Annotated in this window: 19 protein-coding genes; 2 read left to right on the forward strand and 17 right to left on the reverse strand. The window is 34.0% G+C overall.

Translation table 11 applies throughout. The features are described 5' to 3' along the window. Nucleotides 1-59 precede the first annotated feature (59 nt). The 14 genes from rpmG to F1592_RS11265 all read right to left on the reverse strand — a co-directional run bounded on the left by rpmG (nucleotide 60) and on the right by F1592_RS11265 (nucleotide 14,216). Nucleotides 60-203, reverse strand: a complete 144-nt coding sequence (gene rpmG / locus F1592_RS11200; RefSeq protein ID WP_016931334.1) for a 50S ribosomal protein L33 — start codon at nucleotides 201-203, stop codon at nucleotides 60-62. 95 nt (nucleotides 204-298) lie between these two features. Next, entirely contained in the window at nucleotides 299-748 is a 450-nt protein-coding gene (locus F1592_RS11205) for a sigma-70 family RNA polymerase sigma factor (RefSeq protein WP_223197240.1), read from the reverse strand. Between the two features lie 211 nt (nucleotides 749-959). Beyond that, nucleotides 960-1,487 carry an NYN domain-containing protein gene (locus F1592_RS11210; RefSeq protein ID WP_149809663.1) on the reverse strand — a complete coding sequence of 176 codons (528 nt, stop codon included), beginning with the start codon at nucleotides 1,485-1,487 and terminating at the stop codon, nucleotides 960-962. Continuing rightward, on the reverse strand, nucleotides 1,484-2,233 hold the full coding sequence (rlmB, locus tag F1592_RS11215) for a 23S rRNA (guanosine(2251)-2'-O)-methyltransferase RlmB (protein ID WP_149809662.1): 750 nt from the start codon (nucleotides 2,231-2,233) through the stop codon (nucleotides 1,484-1,486). The genes F1592_RS11210 and rlmB overlap by 4 nt, the downstream gene beginning before the upstream one ends. An 8-nt stretch (nucleotides 2,234-2,241) precedes the next feature. Continuing rightward, nucleotides 2,242-2,628 (reverse strand): Mini-ribonuclease 3, encoded by a 387-nt coding sequence (locus tag F1592_RS11220; protein ID WP_029376688.1) that lies wholly within the window; start codon nucleotides 2,626-2,628, stop codon nucleotides 2,242-2,244. Between the two features lies 1 nt (nucleotide 2,629). Further along, nucleotides 2,630-4,030 (reverse strand): cysteine--tRNA ligase, encoded by a 1,401-nt coding sequence (gene cysS, locus F1592_RS11225; protein ID WP_033079759.1) that lies wholly within the window; start codon nucleotides 4,028-4,030, stop codon nucleotides 2,630-2,632. Continuing rightward, complete coding sequence (gene cysE / locus F1592_RS11230; RefSeq protein ID WP_172458793.1) at nucleotides 4,014-4,643, reverse strand: serine O-acetyltransferase; 630 nt, start codon at nucleotides 4,641-4,643, stop codon at nucleotides 4,014-4,016. The genes cysS and cysE overlap by 17 nt, the downstream gene beginning before the upstream one ends. Before the next feature lie 454 nt (nucleotides 4,644-5,097). After that, nucleotides 5,098-6,552, reverse strand: coding sequence for a glutamate--tRNA ligase (gene gltX, locus F1592_RS11235; protein WP_053017885.1), 1,455 nt, complete (start codon nucleotides 6,550-6,552; stop codon nucleotides 5,098-5,100). Nucleotides 6,553-6,996: 444 nt separating this feature from the next. After that, nucleotides 6,997-8,064, reverse strand: coding sequence for a PIN/TRAM domain-containing protein (locus F1592_RS11240; protein ID WP_046309758.1), 1,068 nt, complete (start codon nucleotides 8,062-8,064; stop codon nucleotides 6,997-6,999). A 25-nt stretch (nucleotides 8,065-8,089) separates the two neighbouring features. Beyond that, nucleotides 8,090-9,454, reverse strand: a complete 1,365-nt coding sequence (gene radA / locus F1592_RS11245; RefSeq protein WP_053017886.1) for a DNA repair protein RadA — start codon at nucleotides 9,452-9,454, stop codon at nucleotides 8,090-8,092. A gap of 224 nt (nucleotides 9,455-9,678) precedes the next feature. After that, complete coding sequence (locus tag F1592_RS11250) at nucleotides 9,679-12,153, reverse strand: ATP-dependent Clp protease ATP-binding subunit (RefSeq protein WP_016931338.1); 2,475 nt, start codon at nucleotides 12,151-12,153, stop codon at nucleotides 9,679-9,681. Nucleotides 12,154-12,168: 15 nt separating this feature from the next. Further along, nucleotides 12,169-13,176, reverse strand: coding sequence for a protein arginine kinase (locus F1592_RS11255; protein WP_053017888.1), 1,008 nt, complete (start codon nucleotides 13,174-13,176; stop codon nucleotides 12,169-12,171). Beyond that, nucleotides 13,169-13,732, reverse strand: a complete 564-nt coding sequence (locus tag F1592_RS11260; RefSeq protein WP_011276738.1) for a UvrB/UvrC motif-containing protein — start codon at nucleotides 13,730-13,732, stop codon at nucleotides 13,169-13,171. Before F1592_RS11260 ends, F1592_RS11255 begins: the two co-directional genes overlap by 8 nt. 22 nt (nucleotides 13,733-13,754) lie before the next feature. After that, entirely contained in the window at nucleotides 13,755-14,216 is a 462-nt protein-coding gene (locus F1592_RS11265; protein WP_011276739.1) for a CtsR family transcriptional regulator, read from the reverse strand. Nucleotides 14,217-14,370: 154 nt separating this feature from the next. Here F1592_RS11265 and F1592_RS11270 point away from each other — a divergent pair, with 154 nt between their 5' ends. After that, the gene (locus F1592_RS11270; RefSeq protein WP_053017889.1) at nucleotides 14,371-15,585 is read left to right on the forward strand and encodes a NupC/NupG family nucleoside CNT transporter; all 1,215 of its coding nucleotides are present in this window, start codon (nucleotides 14,371-14,373) and stop codon (nucleotides 15,583-15,585) included. A gap of 105 nt (nucleotides 15,586-15,690) precedes the next feature. Here the strand turns inward: F1592_RS11270 and pdxT are convergent, their stop codons facing one another. Together pdxT and pdxS are read right to left on the reverse strand one after the other, a co-directional pair. Further along, nucleotides 15,691-16,245 carry a pyridoxal 5'-phosphate synthase glutaminase subunit PdxT gene (gene pdxT / locus F1592_RS11275; RefSeq protein WP_037552097.1) on the reverse strand — a complete coding sequence of 185 codons (555 nt, stop codon included), beginning with the start codon at nucleotides 16,243-16,245 and terminating at the stop codon, nucleotides 15,691-15,693. A gap of 3 nt (nucleotides 16,246-16,248) precedes the next feature. Further along, the gene (pdxS, locus tag F1592_RS11280; protein ID WP_011276742.1) at nucleotides 16,249-17,136 is read right to left on the reverse strand and encodes a pyridoxal 5'-phosphate synthase lyase subunit PdxS; all 888 of its coding nucleotides are present in this window, start codon (nucleotides 17,134-17,136) and stop codon (nucleotides 16,249-16,251) included. Between the two features lie 101 nt (nucleotides 17,137-17,237). Between pdxS and pdxR the strand changes: the two genes are divergently transcribed. After that, complete coding sequence (gene pdxR, locus F1592_RS11285) at nucleotides 17,238-18,599, forward strand: MocR-like pyridoxine biosynthesis transcription factor PdxR (protein WP_107609770.1); 1,362 nt, start codon at nucleotides 17,238-17,240, stop codon at nucleotides 18,597-18,599. A gap of 81 nt (nucleotides 18,600-18,680) precedes the next feature. Here pdxR and F1592_RS11290 read toward each other — a convergent pair whose 3' ends face one another. Then, complete coding sequence (locus F1592_RS11290) at nucleotides 18,681-19,037, reverse strand: DoxX family protein (RefSeq protein WP_053017891.1); 357 nt, start codon at nucleotides 19,035-19,037, stop codon at nucleotides 18,681-18,683. Nucleotides 19,038-19,287 lie beyond the last annotated feature (250 nt).

Below are 19,287 nucleotides of genomic sequence, written 5' to 3' on the forward strand. Positions count from 1 at the left end.
AAATTACCTCCATACTCACAGTTAGTTAACCGTTGACTTTAATAGCAATACTTTCACTATTATTTAGACTCTTTATGAATCGTATGTGCATTACATCTCGAACAATATTTTTTTATTTCTAGTCTCGTTGCAGAAGTTTCTTTTTTCGGTACGTTATAATTTCTAGTACCACAAACTTCACAAATTAAAGGTACTTTTTTCAAATCAGTTCACCTTTGCTCATTTTAATACCAGTATACTATACATAAACCTAACATTAAATGTCAAACAAGCGCCGTTATGTATGAGTTGATACAACTTAATAAAGACGCTTCAATAAATAGTACTTCATTTTCATTTTACAACGTTGAATACTATTGTAAACCACTTTATCTTTAATACCTAGTTGTTTTGCAATTTCACTAGGTGAATAATCAGACATTAGTAATTCAGCTACGCTTCGCTCGAATCGACTTAATACTGTTAAACTACTCACTAGCAATTCTCGCTTCTCTTTTATCATGCAAATATCTTCAATATGTTTACTTGATTGATTCAATTTGTAGTCAATAACATAGTCATTAATGATGCTATCATGCTTATCAGTCTCAATATATTTCCTTCTCCAAAAATCATTTCGCATCGATCGTACGATACAATTCAAATAGTGTTCGAAGGGAACGTCTGTACTAAAATCAAATGTATGAAGTGCTAAATAAATCCTGATTAAAGTTTCTTGTACTAAATCTTCAATATTTTCATTTTTCATTCCATAACTTTTAAATTTTATAAAAAGTTTAGGTTATATGTGGTTTACTATATCTATAAATAATCTCTCTTGTTCGTGACTACTACGACTATTTTGGAATGCTTTAAAGGTCTTCTCTAGTTGTATAAATTGATGTGCCATAAACCTTACCTTTCAAATTAAGTTAGGCAAAGTTTATATGAAGTCATTTTCAAAAGACAAGTGGACGATTTTAATCTTTGTTATGATTTCCACGTCTAATCTTTTCAAATTCTGCTAATACATCATTTGATAACGAAATGCGTGTTCTCGGTTTACTTTCTGTGAAATCATCTAATGACTTACTCACTGTGATTTCATTTTCTCTTAAATCACGCCACATCTCTCTCGAAGATACACGATATGCGCCAGCGCCAAATATTGCATGTTGCTCGCTCATATCACTGGTTACAACGGTAATATGTGTCGTGTGCTTGTTATATAAATTATAAACATAACGTTCTATATAGCTATCCGCAGTCTCTTTTTCTTTTGTAAATACTGTTTTCACACCATGATAAATGTATTCTCTTTCTATACCTGATTGTTCATATGCATCAAACACACATACAATTTCATCAGCTACAACAACATTATAGTTTGCTATAGCATCTAATAATTGCTCTCGTGCTTCTTGCAAATTATCTTTTGCAATTTTACCGAGTTCAGGTGACTGTCCAATCATATTGTAGCCATCAATTATCAAATATTTATCTTTCATGCGTTATCTCCGACTTGATGACGTTTACGATATACTTCATACATCATTAAACTAGCAGCTACCGATGCATTGAGGCTATTAACATGTCCAACCATAGGTATTTTAATGTAAAAATCACATTTATCTTTCACTAATCTACTCATGCCTTGTCCTTCACTACCGATAACGATAGCTAATGGCATATCCGCCGCCATATCTCTATAGTCTGTTGCATTATCCACTTCAGCACCTGCTACCCAGTAGCCATGTTCTTTTAATTCGTCAATTGTTTTTGCTAAATTCGTAACACGCATAACTGGAACATGTTGTATCGCACCTGTTGATGCTTTAGCAACTGTTTGCGTTAACGCTACTGAACGTCTTTTAGGAATAATAACACCATCAACACCGCTAGCATCTGCCGTTCTCAATATAGAGCCTAAGTTATGAGGATCTTCAAGGCCATCTAAAATCACTACAGTTGATAAACCTTCTTTATCCTTTTGAGATTGAATAAATTGATCGAAATCAGCATATTCATATGGTGCAATAAGTGCAGCAACACCTTGATGAGGTGCATTTGCTAAATTATCTAATTTGGATTTTGGAACTGTTTGCACAATCAATTTTTGCTCTTTAGCATTTTGTAAAATATCATTGATTTGTTGCTTTCTGATTCCCTCTTGTATCCAAATTTTATTAATTGTATGGCCAGAAACAATCGCTTCTTTAACAGCATGCCTACCGACAATAACGATATCTTCCACTGTTTTCACTACCTTTCATTGACTGTTTGAACAATCATATCAAGTAAATTTTCCAATCTTTCTTCTTGATGATCTAAATATAAATATCCAATGACTGCTTCTAAACCAGAACTTTTACGATAAGTTTGAATATCCGTATTTTTAGCCTTAGTGTGACTTTTAGCATTACGACCTCTTTTAACAATATCTAATTCTTCATCCGTGAACCAACCCATTTCAAATAATGTTTCTAAAGTTTGCGCCTGACTTTTCGCAGACACATAACTTTTCGAAACTTGATGCAATCGATTAGGCTTACTTTGTAATTTAAGAACGATATATTCTCGCACGTGCTGGTCCAACACTGCGTCACCCATGTAGGCTAGTGTTAACGGGTTTAACAATTTAATATCCATATTATCCACGTTTAAAGCGCACACCTTGTGGCGTATCCTCTAATATAATGTTTTGTTCTTTAAGCATGTCTCTTATTTCATCTGCACGTGCAAAGTCTTTATTTTTACGCGCTTCATTACGTTCTTCGATGAGCTTTTCAATATCTTCATCAAGTAACATATCTGATTTATTACCTTTTAGTGGAACTCCAAGTACATCACTAAATATCTGATAAACTTCTTTGAATCGAGAAATGACTTGAGTAGATGTATTGTTCTCTAAAACATATTTATTCGCAAGTTTAGATAAATCGTACCAAGCCGTAACAGCATTAGCAGTATTGAAATCATCATCCATTACTGTCTCAAATTGCTCTAAAATAGCATCAATTTGTTCGATATATTTAGATTGGTCAACGATGTCTGTCGCGATTGTTTCACGTTCTTCTATTAATTGATAGCTATTACGAATGCGTTCTAAACCACTCTTAGCTGCATTAACAAGTTCTAGATTATAGTTAATAGGACTTCTATAATGTACGCTAATCATGAAGAATCGCAGTACGTCAGGATCTACTTCTTTTATGATGTCATGAACTAGTATAAAGTTACCTAACGATTTACTCATTTTCTCGTTATCTATATTTATAAAACCATTATGCATCCAGTAATTAGCAAATGGGGCATGATTATGCGCTTCTGATTGCGCAATTTCGTTTTCGTGATGAGGGAATTGTAAGTCAGAACCACCAGCATGAATATCAATTGTTTTGCCTAGTTCATGAAACGCCATTACTGAACATTCAATATGCCAACCTGGACGCCCTTCACCAAAAGGACTTTCCCAACTAATTTCACCTGGTTTTGCTTTTTTCCATAAAGTAAAGTCTAACGCATCTTCTTTTTGTTCCCCAGCTTCTATTCTTGCTCCTACCTTTAAATCATCTAATGACTGATGGCTTAATTTACCGTAACCTTCAAATTTGCGTGTTCTGAAGTAGACATCGCCGTCACTCTCATAGGCGTAACCTTCATCAACTAGCTCTTTAATAAAATCAATAATCTCATCCATATGATTCATTACACGTGGATTCGAAGTCGCTTTCTTAACGTTTAATGCACCAACATCTTCATAAAACGCTTTAATGTATCTATCTGCAATATCCGGTACACTCTCATTCAATTCCTTAGAACGGTTTATTAATTTATCGTCTACATCTGTGAAGTTTGAAACATAAATCACTTCGTATCCTTTATATTCAAAATATCTACGTACAACATCATAATTTATGGCAGGACGTGCATTACCAATGTGAATATAATTGTATACTGTCGGACCACAGACATACATTTTCACCTTACCTGGTTCGATAGGTTCAAATGTCTCTTTTTGACGCGTTAATGTATTATATAATGTAATCATCTTTAATCTCTCCGTTCTTCGCTTTTTCAAGTTGTTTTTCTAGTTGCTTAATTTGTTCATATAAAGGGTCAGGTAAATTACGGTGATCAAATGTTTTACCGATACGTTTACCCTCTTGTTTAACAATATGCCCCGGAATACCGACTACAGTCGTGTAACTTGGAACTGATTGTAATACCACTGAATTCGCACCAATATTCACATTCGAATCAATTTGAATATTACCTAACACTTTTGACCCAGCTGCGATTAATACATTATCACCAATATCAGGGTGACGTTTTCCTTTTTCTTTGCCCGTACCACCCAGTGTTACACCTTGATAAATAGTCACATTATCACCAATTGTACAAGTCTCACCAATTACTACACCCATACCATGGTCTATAAATAAGCGCTTGCCAATTTTCGCGCCCGGATGTATTTCAATACCTGTAAAGAAACGTGATACTTGAGATATAATTCTCGCCAATACATAGCGTTTCTTATTATATAATTTATGTGCAATAAGGTGACTCCAAACTGCATGTAATCCAGCATATGTTGTAATAACCTCAAATGTTGTACGAGCTGCTGGGTCTTGTTCAAATACCATTTTCACATCGTCTCTCATTCTTTTTATCAAGACTGTCGCCCCCTCAGTTTTTTAAAAAGTTTAAAAATTTCCAAATTTAATAGCAAAATACTTAAATACATTCTAAATAAAATAATTAGCGCCCCTAACACTTAAGATGCTAGAGGCGCTACTGCACGGTTCCACTCTGTATTCTAGATAAATGCAAGCTAGTATATCTATATAACTATAGGTTACTAGATTCACTTTATCATACTCATTTACTATATTTAGTTGATTATACAAAGGTGCATTCAACATCGTCTATGGCGTACTCACAGCAACCGTACACTCTCTGATATCATAGTCCAATATTTACTAATCCTTCGTCTTTAAATACTCATACCAAAATGGCTTCGCCATCTTTAACTTTATCATATTTGCTTTAATGTAAAATTTCAAGTGTTAGATAAGTTAAATTAGCATCTCATTCGCGCAACTTGCCTGATGTCCTTTACACGAATTTTTTCAATCGTGAAAGTACTTTATCTTTACCTAATACTTCAATTGTATTAGGTAATTCAGGACCATGCATTTGACCAGTTACGGCAACACGAATAGGCATGAATAATTGTTTACCTTTAATACCTGTTTCTTTTTGTACTTCTTTAATTGTTTTCTTAATGTCAGCCGCTTCAAATGGTTCTAAAGCTTCTAACTTACCATATAAATGTGTCATCAATTCAGGAACTTGTTCTCCATTAAGGACTTCTTGTTCTTCTTCTCCTAATTCAGGCATCTCATGGAAGAACATTTCAGATAAAGGTACAATTTCGCCTGCATAGCTCATTTCTTTTTGATATAGTGCCACTAATTTGCGACCCCATTCTTTATCATCTTCACTTGGAGATTCTGGGATTAAATTAGCTTTAATAAGATGAGGCAATGCAAGTTCAAATACTGTGTCAGTATCTTTTGTTTTCATATATTGGTTATTAACCCATGCTAATTTTTGTCTATCGAACATTGCTGGTGATTTAGAAAGACGTTTTTCATCAAAGATTTTAATAAATTCTTCTTTAGAAAAGATTTCTTCCTCTCCTTCTGGAGACCAACCTAATAATGTAATAAAGTTAAATAACGCTTCTGGCAAGTAACCTAAATCACGATATTGCTCAATAAATTGTAAAATTTGGCCATCACGTTTACTTAATTTTTTACGTTCTTCATTAACAATTAGCGACATATGACCAAAGCGTGGCGCTTCCCAACCAAATGCTTCATAAATCATAAGTTGTTTTGGTGTGTTAGAAACGTGATCATCACCACGAATAACATCGGAAATTTCCATGTAATGATCATCGATAGCTACAGCAAAGTTATAAGTAGGGATGCCATCTTTTTTAACGATAACCCAATCACCTATATTGTTTGAATCGAATGAAATTTCACCTTTAACCATATCATTAAACGTATACGTTTGATCTTGAGGCACACGGAATCTAATTGATGGGCGACGACCTTCAGCTTCAAACTGTTGACGTTCTTCTTCAGTTAAATGTGCATGTTGACCACCGTAACGAGGCATTTCACCACGTGCGATTTGTTCTTCACGTTCTTTTTCAAGCTCTTCTTCAGTCATGTAACATTTGTACGCTTTATCTTCGTCCAATAATTGTTGAATAAGTGGATTATAGATATCACCACGTTCTGATTGACGATAAGGTCCATAACCTTTGTCTTTATCGATTGATTCGTCCCAATATAATCCTAACCATTTTAAGTTATCAAATTGAGATGACTCACCATCTTCAAGGTTACGTTTACTATCCGTATCTTCAATACGCACTACGAAATCACCATCATAATGCTTAGCAAATAAATAATTAAATAATGCAGTTCTTGCATTACCAATGTGTAAATATCCAGTTGGACTTGGCGCATATCTCACTCTAATGCGTTCACTCATCGTATTCACTCCTATAAATATTAGTTATGTTTTAACTTCGAATTTATACGCTTTATCTAATACAGGCTACAAACTTTACACTCTAACCGAGTCGTTCTACGCCAGTAAGAAACATCTTCAAACCATTAGAAAAAAGCTATTCTAAACTATCATTTTAGACATGTTCCCGAATAACTTTCCACTTTACATTACCCTTAGATAAAAGTTCGCATTTCTTCATTATTGTAGCACTAAATCAATGCTTTGATAAGTCACTTGTTTACGCTATAGATTATCATTAATTCATACATCTACTTTATGTAAATAGGTTCCATGCTTCGCTTCTTGAAAAGAGTGCCCTCCACATTTAGCGTTTCACATGAAACCTAATCACTTACAATAATTTAATTTTTTTATAATTGAACGTATCTTCTTAATCTCTAAGTTTAAAGAACATATTTATCATTACTCTGAATCGTCTATTTTTTTAGCGAAAATAATACGTCCTGATGATGTTTGTAATAAACTGATGACTTCTAAATCTACATGTTTACCTACAAGTGATTTCGCATTGTCAACGACTACCATTGTGCCGTCATCTAAATAGCCTACACCTTGACCAGGCTCTTTACCCATTTTAGTCAATAGAATATTAATACGGTCACCCTGATGAACATTCGGTTTAATTGCTTCAGATAAGTCGTTTACATTTAAAGCTTTAATTCCTTGGACGTGACATACTTTATTTAAATTAAAATCGGTAGTAATCACATGCGCATGATAAGTCTGTGCTAACTTTACCAATAGTTCATCAATATCACTGTGAGACTTTTGTGGATGTATCACGCGTGTAGGATACTCTAAGTCATACAATTCATTTAATATATCTAAACCGCGTTGTCCTTTCTCACGTTTCACACTATCATTCGCATCAGCTACAACTTGAAGTTCATTAATAACACCTTGCGGGATAAGGATTTCACCATCTATAAAACCACAACGAATGACATCTAAAATACGTCCATCGATAATTGCACTTGTATCTAAAAGTTTAGGTACAGCACTAATATTACTTTTAGACATAGAGCGTGCCATATTTTCCGGCAAGAACATCAACATTTCGTCACGCTTTTTTAAACCAAATTGGAAACCTAAATAACATAGCAATAATGTAATAATAAGTGGTACTAGATGATTTAATATCGTGTTTCCAATCATTTCTAGAATAAACGAAGCCATAACTGATATAAATAATCCAATGATAAGTCCAAGTGTTGCAAATAAAATTTCAACAGCACTACGTTGCATAATCCAATGTTCAATGGCTTTAAAAGTTTTCGTAACTTTATTAATAAAGAAGCCAAAAATCAAGAAAAATACTACTATTCCAATTAAGCCATCAATATAATAGTTATGTAAAAATGGGTAACCATCAATATTAAAATCCTTGAGTATTTCAGGTATCAGCAAAATACCAAGTGCAGCACCTAGAATAATATATATGATGATTACAATTCCTTTTAGTACTTTCATAAGTCTCACCTCTTTTTCACTTTATTTACGATTTGAATGCATATTTTAGTGCATCATGTACTGTAGACACTCCTACTACTTTAATGCCTTCAGGAAATTGCCATCCACCGATATTTGTCTGTGGAATAATAACACGTTCAAATCCTAATTTAGCTGCTTCTTGAACACGTTGTTCAATTCGAGAAACACGTCTCACTTCACCGGTCAAACCTACTTCTCCAATATAACAATCAAGCCCATCTACTGCTTTATCTTTAAAACTTGAAGCTGTTGCTACTATAACACTTAAATCAACTGCCGGCTCTGTCAATCGAACGCCACCAGCTACTTTAATATATGCATCTTGTTGTTGTAATAAATAGTTTTCTTTTTTCTCTAATACAGCCATTAATAAACTCAAACGATTATGATCTATACCCGTTGCCATACGTCTAGGATTATTAAATGTTGTAGGCGTCACTAAGGCCTGAACTTCTATTAATAGAGGTCGTGTACCTTCCATTGTTGCTACAATCGTTGATCCCGGCACATTGGTAGAACGTTCCTCTAAGAACATTTCAGAAGGATTTTGAACGCCTTTTAATCCGCTTTGTTTCATCTCAAAAATGCCCATTTCATTAGTAGAACCAAAACGGTTCTTAACCGCTCTCAAGATACGATAAGCATGATGCTCATCTCCCTCAAAGTACAGTACAGTATCAACCATATGTTCTAATAGACGCGGTCCTGCAATTTGACCTTCTTTTGTAACATGTCCGACGATAAATGTTGCAATATTCATTTGTTTAGCAATATTCATTAAACTCTGTGTACTCTCTCTAACTTGAGACACAGAACCAGGTGCCGAACTAATTTCAGGATGATATATTGTTTGAATAGAATCCACAACTAAAATATCAGGTTGTGCTTGTTGAACTGTTTGATGTATTACCTCTAAATCTGTTTCTGCTAACACATTTAAATTACTCGAATCTTCATCTAGTCGATCGGCACGTAATTTAGTTTGATTTAGTGATTCTTCACCTGTAATATACAGTACATTTAATTTTTGTGACAATGATGCACAAATTTGCAGTAATAACGTTGATTTACCAATACCAGGATCTCCACCTATTAACACTAAAGAACCACTTACAATGCCACCGCCTAAAACGCGGTTGAACTCTTTTGATTCTGTCTGAACTCTCGGTGTCACTTCATTCTTAATATCATTTAATTTCTGGACTTTTGCACTAGACGTTGATGTCTTTACGCCGTGTTTGGGATTTGAAGCTTTTTCAACAATTTCCTCCATTTGATTCCATGACCCACAATTAGGACACTTTCCCATCCATTTTGGAGATTGATAGCCGCAAGCCATACACTCAAAAATTACTTTCTTTTTGGCCAAAATTGCACCCCCGATTTTTCTTTGAACAAATCTATTTTATATGTAACGTTGCACAATGACAAATGTAAACTTAAGTAAATTAGTATAAATTTGATTCTATTTATTTTAGTGATGATTAATACTTATAATGATTAAAATTGATTCATTGAAATCAAAAAAATTAAAGCTGAGACATTCGAATATGATATGTCTCAGCTTATATATTTAACATTAATTTTATTGTATTATGCTTCAGTTTCAGTTACTTCGTTGCCTTCATCTGAAATACCATTATTTTTTTCATTGATATTATATTTAAATTCATCACCATCATGGTCGATGACAACTTCTTTACCTTCAATTTGGTTACCGTCTAAAATTAATTCACTCAAGTTATCTTCAACTGTTTTTTGAATAGCTCTGATTAATGGACGGGCACCGTATTCTGGATCATAGCCTTCTTCAGCAATTTTTTCTTTTGCTTTATCAGTTACAACAATATTAATATCTTGCTCAGATAGTCGTTGTGTTAGTTTATTAACCATCATTGTAACGATTTCTTTCAATTCATCTTTAGAAAGTTTATGGAATACGATGATGTCGTCAACACGGTTTAAGAACTCTGGACGGAATGAATTTTTCAATTCTTTCATCATAGTCTTGCGAATTGTTTCATAGTCATGACCTTCAGAACCGCCACCGAAACCAGCAAAACGTTGATCTTGTAATTCTTGTGCACCGACATTTGAAGTCATGATAATCACTGTATTTCGGAAATCAACTTGACGTCCTTTTGTATCAGTTAAATGACCATCGTCTAGAACTTGCAATAGAATATTAAATACATCTGGATGCGCCTTTTCGATTTCATCAAATAAGATAACTGAGTATGGTTTACGTCTTACTTTTTCAGTTAATTGGCCACCTTCATCATGACCTACATAGCCTGGAGGCGCTCCAACTAAACGACTCACAGCATGTTTTTCCATAAACTCACTCATATCAACACGAATCATTGCATCTTCTTCACCAAACATTGATTCTGCTAATGCTCTAGCTAATTCTGTTTTACCTACACCTGTTGGACCTAAGAAGATAAAACTACCGATTGGACGTTTAGGATCTTTCAATCCTGCACGAGCACGGCGTACCGCTTTACTAATAGAAGTTACAGCATCATTTTGGCCTATAACTCTATCATGTAACGTTTGTTCAAGATTTAATAATCGATCTGATTCAGTTTCATTAATTTTTGTCAGCGGGATACCTGTCCAACCTGCAATGACTTCACCAATATCTTCTTTAGATAGAGAAGTGGATTGATCGCCTTGAGTTGTTTTCCACTCATTTTTGGCATCTTCATATTGTTTTTCAAGTTTAGTTTGTTTATCACGTAAATTAGCAGCATTTTCAAATTCTTGAGCATGAACTGCTGCGTCTTTTTCATTTTTTACTTTTTCAATTTCTTGCTCAATTTCTTTCAAGTTATTTGGTGTTGTATGACTTTTCAGTCTTACTTTTGAACTTGCTTCATCAATTAAATCAATCGCTTTATCGGGTAAGAAACGATCTGATACATAACGATCACTTAATTTAGCAGCCGCTTCAAGTGCTTCATCTGAAATATTGATGCGGTGATGTGCTTCATAACGATCACGTAATCCTTTTAAAATTGCAATTGTGTCTTCAACTGTTGGTTCATCAACTTGAATAGGTTGGAAACGACGTTCTAACGCTGCATCTTTCTCGATGTTTTTACGATATTCATCTAATGTTGTCGCACCGATACATTGTAATTCACCACGTGCTAATGCTGGTTTTAATATATTTGACGCATCGATTGCGCCTTCAGCTCCACCAGCACCAACTAATGTGTGTAATTCATCAATGAATAAGATTACGTTACCAGCTTGATGAATTTCTTCCATTACCTTTTTCAAACGTTCTTCAAATTCACCACGATATTTAGTTCCAGCTACAACTGTTCCCATATCAAGTGACATCACGCGTTTACCTTTAAGTGTCTCAGGTACTTCATTATTAACAATAGCTTGAGCAAGGCCTTCTGCAATTGCAGTTTTACCTACACCGGGTTCACCAATTAGTACAGGATTGTTTTTAGTACGACGACTTAACACTTCAATTACACGAGTAATTTCTTTATCTCTACCAACAACTGGATCTAACGTTCCATCTTTGGCAATGACAGTTAAATCACGTGCTAATCCATCTAATGTAGGGGTATTATTTGATTTATTTGCTGTAGCATTTTTATTGCTCATTTCAGGACTACCTAGCGCTTTGACGACTTGGGCACGCGCTTTCGTAATATTTAAATCAAGATTAGCAAATACACGAGCAGCTACGCCTTCATTTTCACGAATTAAACCTAGTAATATGTGTTCTGTACCTACAAAGTTATGGTGTAACTTTCTTGCTTCATCCATTGAAAGTTCAATTACTTTCTTAGCTCTTGGTGTATAATGCAATGTTCCTGTTTGATCTTGTCCGTGACCGATTAATTTTTCGACTTCTTCAATCACTTTATCTTCGGTAATATTAAAGCTTTCTAATACTTTAGCAGCAATACCTTCTGGTTCTTTCATTAAACCTAATAACAAATGTTCTGTACCTATATTAGAATGATTTAAACGTATTGCTTCTTCTTGTGCGTGTGCTAGGACACGTTGTGCACGTTCAGTTAATCTACCAAATAGCATATATTTTTGTACCTCCTATTGAGTATATTCTCTTAATATATTTGCTCTCTTTTCATTTACAGAGATTGTTTCATCTTCATCGTTATAGATAAACGCTGATTGAATACTTACCATTAATTCATTAAATTTAAAATCACTCAATGTTAAATACCCTAAATCGATACCTAATTTCACTTCACTTAAACGATAAGAAGCTTCTTCCATTGAAATGATTCGACTATTTTGTAAAATACCCAATGACCGATAAATACGGTCTAGCGTTTCTAATTCATTGTATTGAGTTAAACGTTCACGAATTTGCATTTCTTCATTTATGATTTGTTGAACAACTTCAGTTAAATTATCTATGATTTCATCTTCAGTCTTACCAAGTGTTAATTGATTTGAGATTTGATAAATATGGCCATACACTTGCGAGCCTTCTCCATATATACCTCGAATTGTAAAACCGAAACGATTAATTGTCTGTGCAATACGATTCATACGTTTCATAATGGATAATCCTGGCAAGTGTAACATCACACTTGCTCGCATACCTGTACCAATGTTTGTTGGACACGTAGTTAAATATCCTAAATGTTCATCATAACTAATGTCTAGTGATTGATCTAACGTATCATCAATCTCACTAGCTTTGTTATATAAGTCTTGTAAAGATAAATCGGTGCCCATTGCTTGTATGCGTATATGATCTTCTTCATTAATCATAATGCTTATTGATTCATCTTTATTCAATAACACTGCTGATGCGGGTTGTTTAATCAGTTCAGGACTAATTAAATGTTTTGCAACAAGTTTCATTTTGTTTTGTTGATCCATTGTATCCAAACGCATTAGATCTAAATCAGGCAATACATCTTGTACTTCATTTATAACTCTGAAGCCATCTTGTTCTGATGGAAACATGAGTGGGTGAACGTGATTTTCTAAGTTTCTAGCCAATCGAATTCTTGATGACATAACAATTGGAGATTCTTCAGTTTCCTTCATCCATTCACTGATATGTGCATTCATATCACTCATTGCGTTCCACCCCGCTCTCGTCTTTCAAGGCTTTTATTTCGTCTCTAACGATTGCAGCTTCTTCAAAGTTTTGTTCATCTATTAGTACATTAAGATACTTTGTTTTTTCCTCAATTTGTTTCTTGATGGCAAGTTTCTTGTGAGAAGAACGAGGTGTTTTACCTACGTGTTCAAATTGTCCACCTTGAACGCGTCTTACTATATCTACGATGTCATCTTTGAAAGTGGCATAACAATTTGCACACCCGAATTTCCCTACATGCGCAATATCTTTTAATGTCATCTTACACGTTGGACATCGCTTCTCTTCTTGAAAAGCTACTTCATGGAAATTAATACCATGTTTCGTTGCCAAATGTTGCAATATTTGTTTGACGACAAATGCTTCTTCAATATCGTCTTGAAACTGAGAATGTGGGGATGGCGTTTCATTTTGTTGCCAAGGGTTTTCACCTTGAGCACATATAGAACATACCCATTTCTCAGAAGTGCCTTCTTTACTTTTTACTGTAAGTTTAACCTCTGCTTCATTTAAATGACAGTTTTCGCAAAGCACACATAGACACCTCGCTTTTCTATTAATAAAAATTAATGATTGGTAACAAACGTTTTAAAATATTCGCTCTAATAATATCTCGAGCAACAACATCCATTTTCAAAGTCTCACGATCAACTATAACTTGAATCATTCTTGCTTCTCTTTCACTAATGAGACCTTTATCTAGCAAACCATCTAAAATATAGTAAGCTTGTTGCTGGGAAATGGATGGCCCAATGATTTGCAACAGATGATTAATATACCCCGTTGCATCTTTATTTTCAATTTTGGTGATTCGGATATAACCTCCACCACCTCGTTTACTTTCTATTTCATAACCATGTTCGTTTGTGAATCTAGTTTTAATGACATAATTTAATTGAGAAGGTACACAGTCGAACCGTTGAGCAATATTTGCTCGTTGAATTTCTACCACGTCTTCATTACTTTCTTCGAATAACTTTTTAATGTATTGTTCTATGATGTCAGACATGTTGTGCATGTTTTACCACCTCTTTTGACCTTCTTTGACTATATTATATGAGCATCTTTGACCTTTTTCAACCAATTTGTTTTTTAATTTTCTAAAATTATTGATGTTACATGTAAGAATTTATTGTATTATATTAGTTAAGTAAATTTAAAGGAGTAGAATTATGCATATTCTTATTGGGATTATAGGGATAATTTTCTTTTTGGCACTTGCATTTTTGTTTAGCTCTGACAGAAAAAATATCCGCTGGCAATATGTTGGTATTTTATTAGTTATCCAACTTGTGTTCGCGTTTATTTTATTGAAAACGACAGCAGGTATTACAGTTATTGGGGGCATTTCGGAAGGATTTAACTACTTATTACAAAAAGCTGCAGAAGGGGTCAACTTCGTGTTTGGCGGATTTAAGTTCGTAGATCCTAAAAACCCACCATTCTTCTTCAGTGTGTTACTACCAATTGTATTTATTTCAGCATTAATTGGTATCTTACAATATACTCGAATCTTACCATGGATTATTAATGTTTTAGGATTCTTAATTTCTAAAATTAATGGTATGGGACGTTTAGAATCATACAATGCAGTTGCTGCTGCAATCTTAGGTCAATCTGAAGTATTCATTTCATTGAAACAACAGTTACCTTACATACCTAAACAACGTTTGTACACATTAACAGCTTCAGCAATGTCTACAGTATCAGCGTCAATTATTGGTGCATACTTCACATTGATTGAACCTAAATATGTTGTTACAGCTGTTGTATTAAACTTATTTGGTGGTTTCATTATTGCTTCAATCATTAACCCTTATAAAGTTAATGAAGAAGACGATAAACTATTAGTAGACGAAAGCGAAACTAAAAAACAGTCATTCTTCGAAATGTTAGGAGAATACATTTTAGATGGTTTCAAAGTTGCAGTAATCGTAGGCGCAATGTTAATTGGTTATATTGCAATCATCGCATTATTAAACGGTTTAGTAAGTGGTGCATTTAGCTTAGTATCAGGTGGCGCAATTAAATGGGACTTCCAAACATTAATCGGATTTGTCTTTGCACCATTAGCATTCTTAGCTGGTGTACCTTGGGAAGACGCTGTTAAATCAGGTTCCGTTATGGCAACTAAATTATTATCTAATGAATTTGTTGCAATGCAATCATTAGGTAACTTAAAAGATATATCTGAACATGCGAAAGGTGTAACGTCTGTATTCTTAGTATCATTCGCAAACTTCAGTTCAATCGGTATTATCTCAGGTGCCATTAAATCACTTAACTCTGAAAAAGGTGATGTCGTAGCGCGCTTTGGACTTAAGTTATTATTTGGTGCAACATTAGTATCATTCATTTCAGCTGCAATTGCTGGTTTCTTTATCTAATATCGAAATTAAATAACCTAGAACTTCCAATTTATAAAGAAGTTCTAGGTTATTTTTTTGCAAATTGAAGACTTTTAAAACGTCCCCAAACTTGCCATTATTCATTTATTTAACCATATGATCAATAAAGTATTGCGTTACTCTGTAATCATCTGTTAATTCCGGATGGAATGATACGCCCAAATATTTGCCTTGCTTTACTGCTACAATCTTATCGCCAACTGTGCTTAATATTTCTACGCCCTCTTCAACACTAGCGATATGAGGTGCTCTAATAAATACACCTTCAATGTCTTCAGCAATACCTTTAATATCTAACTCTGCTTCAAAACTATCTACTTGTCGTCCAAATGAATTACGTTCAACAGTTATGTCTAATTTCTTCAAATAGCCAGTTTCACCTTCGACATCTTTCGCTAGTACGATAAGACCTGCACATGTGCCAAACATTGGTAAATCAGATTGTTGTAATTTTTCTTTAAATCCATATAAATCCATTAATCTTCGCAATGTAGTAGATTCGCCACCTGGAAGAATTAACCCATCTATCTCATCTAATTGTTCAACCTTTTTAACTGCAATACCTTCGTGACCACTAAGTTCAATATGACGGATATGTTCACGTACGGCACCTTGCAATGCTAATACACCAATCTTCATATATTACCAACCACGCTCTTGCATACGTTCTTCTAATGAGATTTGATTAATATCTAAACCTTTCATTGCTGTGCCTAATTCTGAAGCTAATTTGCCAATAAGCTCATAATCTTGGTAATGCGTTGTAGCTTGAACAATTGCTTTAGCAAATTTCTCAGGATCTTCAGATTTGAAAATACCTGAACCAACAAATACACCATCAGCACCTAATTCCATCATTAAAGCAGCATCTTGAGGTGTAGCAACACCACCAGCTGCAAAGTTAACTACTGGTAAACGTCCGTGATCTTTGATTTGTTTTAAAACTTCATAAGGCGCACCAAGTTCTTTAGCATAAGTCATAATTTCATCGTCATTCATCACAACTAAGCGACTAACTTCTGAATTAACTTTTCTCATATGTCTAACTGCTTCTACAATGTTACCAGTTCCAGGTTCACCTTTAGTACGTAACATTGCAGCACCTTCACCAATACGACGCGCAGCTTCACCTAAGTTACGACAACCACATACAAAAGGAACCGTGAATTGATCTTTTCTTAAATGATATTCTTCATCAGCAGGTGTTAATACTTCTGATTCATCAATATAATCTACGCCCATAGCTTCTAACACACGTGCTTCAGTAATATGACCAATACGTGCTTTCGCCATAACTGGAATTGATACAGCATTCATTACTTCTTCAACAATTTTAGGATTAGCGCTACGTGCTACTCCACCAGCTGCTCTGATGTCAGATGGTACACGTTCTAAAGCCATAACCGCAACTGCGCCAGCTTCTTCTGCAATTTTAGCTTGTTCTGCATTAACAACGTCCATAATAACGCCGCCTTTTTGCATCTCAGCCATTCCTCTTTTAACTCGATCTGATCCTACGATTTTAGACATAAAATTAACCCCTTTTCCAATTTGATTAAATTCATTTTAAGTTATAAACTGATATTTAAAAAGGTACAATTTATTTATAAAATTAGGGGTCAGTTATTAAAATGAAAAAGCAAAAATTATATATCTCACTTTATGAACAATTAAAAAACCAAATTATAGAAGGTCAATACCAAGCACAAGACAAATTTCCATCGAAACGCCAGTTAAGTGAACATTTATCTCTTAGTCATACAACGATTGAACACGCCTATCAACTCCTACTTGATGAAGGTTTTATATACTCTAAACCACGTTCTGGCTATTATGTTTCCGATATTCAGTCATTACCTGTCATCAATATTAATAATCAATTTATAGAAACCGAACCTAAGACACCTGAGAGCAAACAATACAAGTATGCTTTTAATTTAGCTGAAATTGATGCAGAATACTTCCCCCTCAACCTTTTCCGAAAGTATGCAAAAGAAGCCTTTGAAGATAATGAATTAGAACTTTTAGAAAAAGGAGATATCCAAGGGGAATTAAATTTACGACAACAAATTGCCCATTATCTATTTAATAGTAGAGGGGTTTCGTGTCATCCCAATCAAATCGTCATTGGATCTTCTACAGAGCAGCTGCTAAACATGATTACAGATTTACTTAAAACATCATCTTTTATAATAGAAAAACCAAGTTATCCGCCCATAAAACATGTTTTAGATAAAAACAAGCATAATTATATACAGGCAACAGTTGAAAAAGATGGAATTAATATGACTGACATCATAAATTCTAATAATGATATTGTTTATATAACACCGTCACATCAGTTTCCTACAGGATATGTCATGAATTTAAAGAAACGAACACAGTTAATTAAATGGGCACATCAACAAAATAGCCGATATATAATTGAGGACGATTATGATTCAGAATTTAGATATTACGGTAAACCTATTCCTGCTTTACAAAGTTTAGATAAAAATGACAAAGTGATTTATATTAGTACATTTTCAAAGTCACTTTACCCGAGTTGCCGTATTGCTTATATTGTTTTACCTCAAAAATTATTACAATCTTATCTGTCAATGCCTTATAAAGAAAGCAACACAGTACCTGTTCATATTCAACAAATTATTGCTAACTTCATGTCATCTGGAAGTTTTGAGCGTCATTTAAATAAAATGAGAAAGATTTATAGAGAGAAACTAAATTATATATTAGAACGTTTGAAGCCACACGAAGATCAATTAAAAATCGAAGGTGCTTTAACAGGAATGCATTTTACTATAACTGTTGACAATGGACTTACAATGTCTCAATGCCTCCACAATGCTGAGAAATTGAAATTAAAATTAAACGTTTACAATTATGCGGAAGAAAACGAACTACTTCCAAAATTTATTATTGGATTTGGTGGTATTCCGAATCATAAACTTAAAGCGCATACTGACGTTTTAATAAAATCATTAACTGTATAGTGAAAAAAGCACGTCGGTAAGTTAAAAACTTATCGACGTGCCATCGTTTATATTAAATAATAATTAGACATTAATAGTTTCTTAATAAAGTTCAAGTGCTTTCTTCCAATTATAAGAAATCAATACAGCTACACTCATCACCAATAGTATAATCACAAGTTCAGATGCCATATAACCTTGTGACAGATGAACAGTAAATAAAGCTCCAAGCATAATTACGATAAAGCCGGCAGCTATATAATTAGCAAATAAACCAATAATCATTAAAATGCCTCCGATGAATTCAAATAATCCTAAAATAACACCGAAGAAGGCAGGGAAACCTAAATCAGACATCATTGCCATTGGCTCTTTAAAGCCACCAAATACTTTTTGAGCACCATGTATTGTAAATGTAATACCTAACATAAGTCTTATTAATAATAAACCAATTCTCATTGTCCGTCGTTCTCCTTTATGATATATTTATTATATTTAATATAGTACATATACTACATGATGTTAAATGCTATTTCAACCATATTCTTAATTCATCGACTTTAAAAGCTTACTTTTCGTAAAGCTATCACACTTTGATTTGTTGATATCTTATTAAACCTTTGGTTTTAATTTTAGGCATAAAAAAAGAGACTTTCCGGTCTCAATATCGGCTCATCGCATCCATACGATTTGCCTGGCAACGTCCTAC

It is taken from the genome of Staphylococcus sp. GDX7P312P, from assembly GCF_008385775.1.
Classification (GTDB): Bacteria; Bacillota; Bacilli; order Staphylococcales; family Staphylococcaceae; genus Staphylococcus; species Staphylococcus haemolyticus.

Coding starts and splice junctions, on each gene's coding strand:
- pdxS (WP_011276742.1), bottom strand. CDS start 17,136: ATGTCTAAAATCGTAGGATCAGATCGAGTTAAAAGAGGAATGGCTGAG.
- F1592_RS11255 (WP_053017888.1), bottom strand. CDS start 13,176: ATGAGTGATATGAATGCACATATCAGTGAATGGATGAAGGAAACTGAA.
- F1592_RS11270 (WP_053017889.1), top strand. CDS start 14,371: ATGCATATTCTTATTGGGATTATAGGGATAATTTTCTTTTTGGCACTT.
- F1592_RS11240 (WP_046309758.1), bottom strand. CDS start 8,064: ATGAAAGTACTAAAAGGAATTGTAATCATCATATATATTATTCTAGGT.
- pdxT (WP_037552097.1), bottom strand. CDS start 16,245: ATGAAGATTGGTGTATTAGCATTGCAAGGTGCCGTACGTGAACATATC.
- F1592_RS11210 (WP_149809663.1), bottom strand. CDS start 1,487: ATGAAAGATAAATATTTGATAATTGATGGCTACAATATGATTGGACAG.
- gltX (WP_053017885.1), bottom strand. CDS start 6,552: ATGAGTGAACGCATTAGAGTGAGATATGCGCCAAGTCCAACTGGATAT.
- F1592_RS11205 (WP_223197240.1), bottom strand. CDS start 748: ATGAAAAATGAAAATATTGAAGATTTAGTACAAGAAACTTTAATCAGG.
- F1592_RS11250 (WP_016931338.1), bottom strand. CDS start 12,153: ATGCTATTTGGTAGATTAACTGAACGTGCACAACGTGTCCTAGCACAC.
- cysS (WP_033079759.1), bottom strand. CDS start 4,030: ATGATTACATTATATAATACATTAACGCGTCAAAAAGAGACATTTGAA.
- cysE (WP_172458793.1), bottom strand. CDS start 4,643: ATGAGAGACGATGTGAAAATGGTATTTGAACAAGACCCAGCAGCTCGT.
- F1592_RS11265 (WP_011276739.1), bottom strand. CDS start 14,216: ATGCACAACATGTCTGACATCATAGAACAATACATTAAAAAGTTATTC.
- pdxR (WP_107609770.1), top strand. CDS start 17,238: ATGAAAAAGCAAAAATTATATATCTCACTTTATGAACAATTAAAAAAC.
- F1592_RS11220 (WP_029376688.1), bottom strand. CDS start 2,628: ATGGATATTAAATTGTTAAACCCGTTAACACTAGCCTACATGGGTGAC.
- F1592_RS11290 (WP_053017891.1), bottom strand. CDS start 19,037: ATGAGAATTGGTTTATTATTAATAAGACTTATGTTAGGTATTACATTT.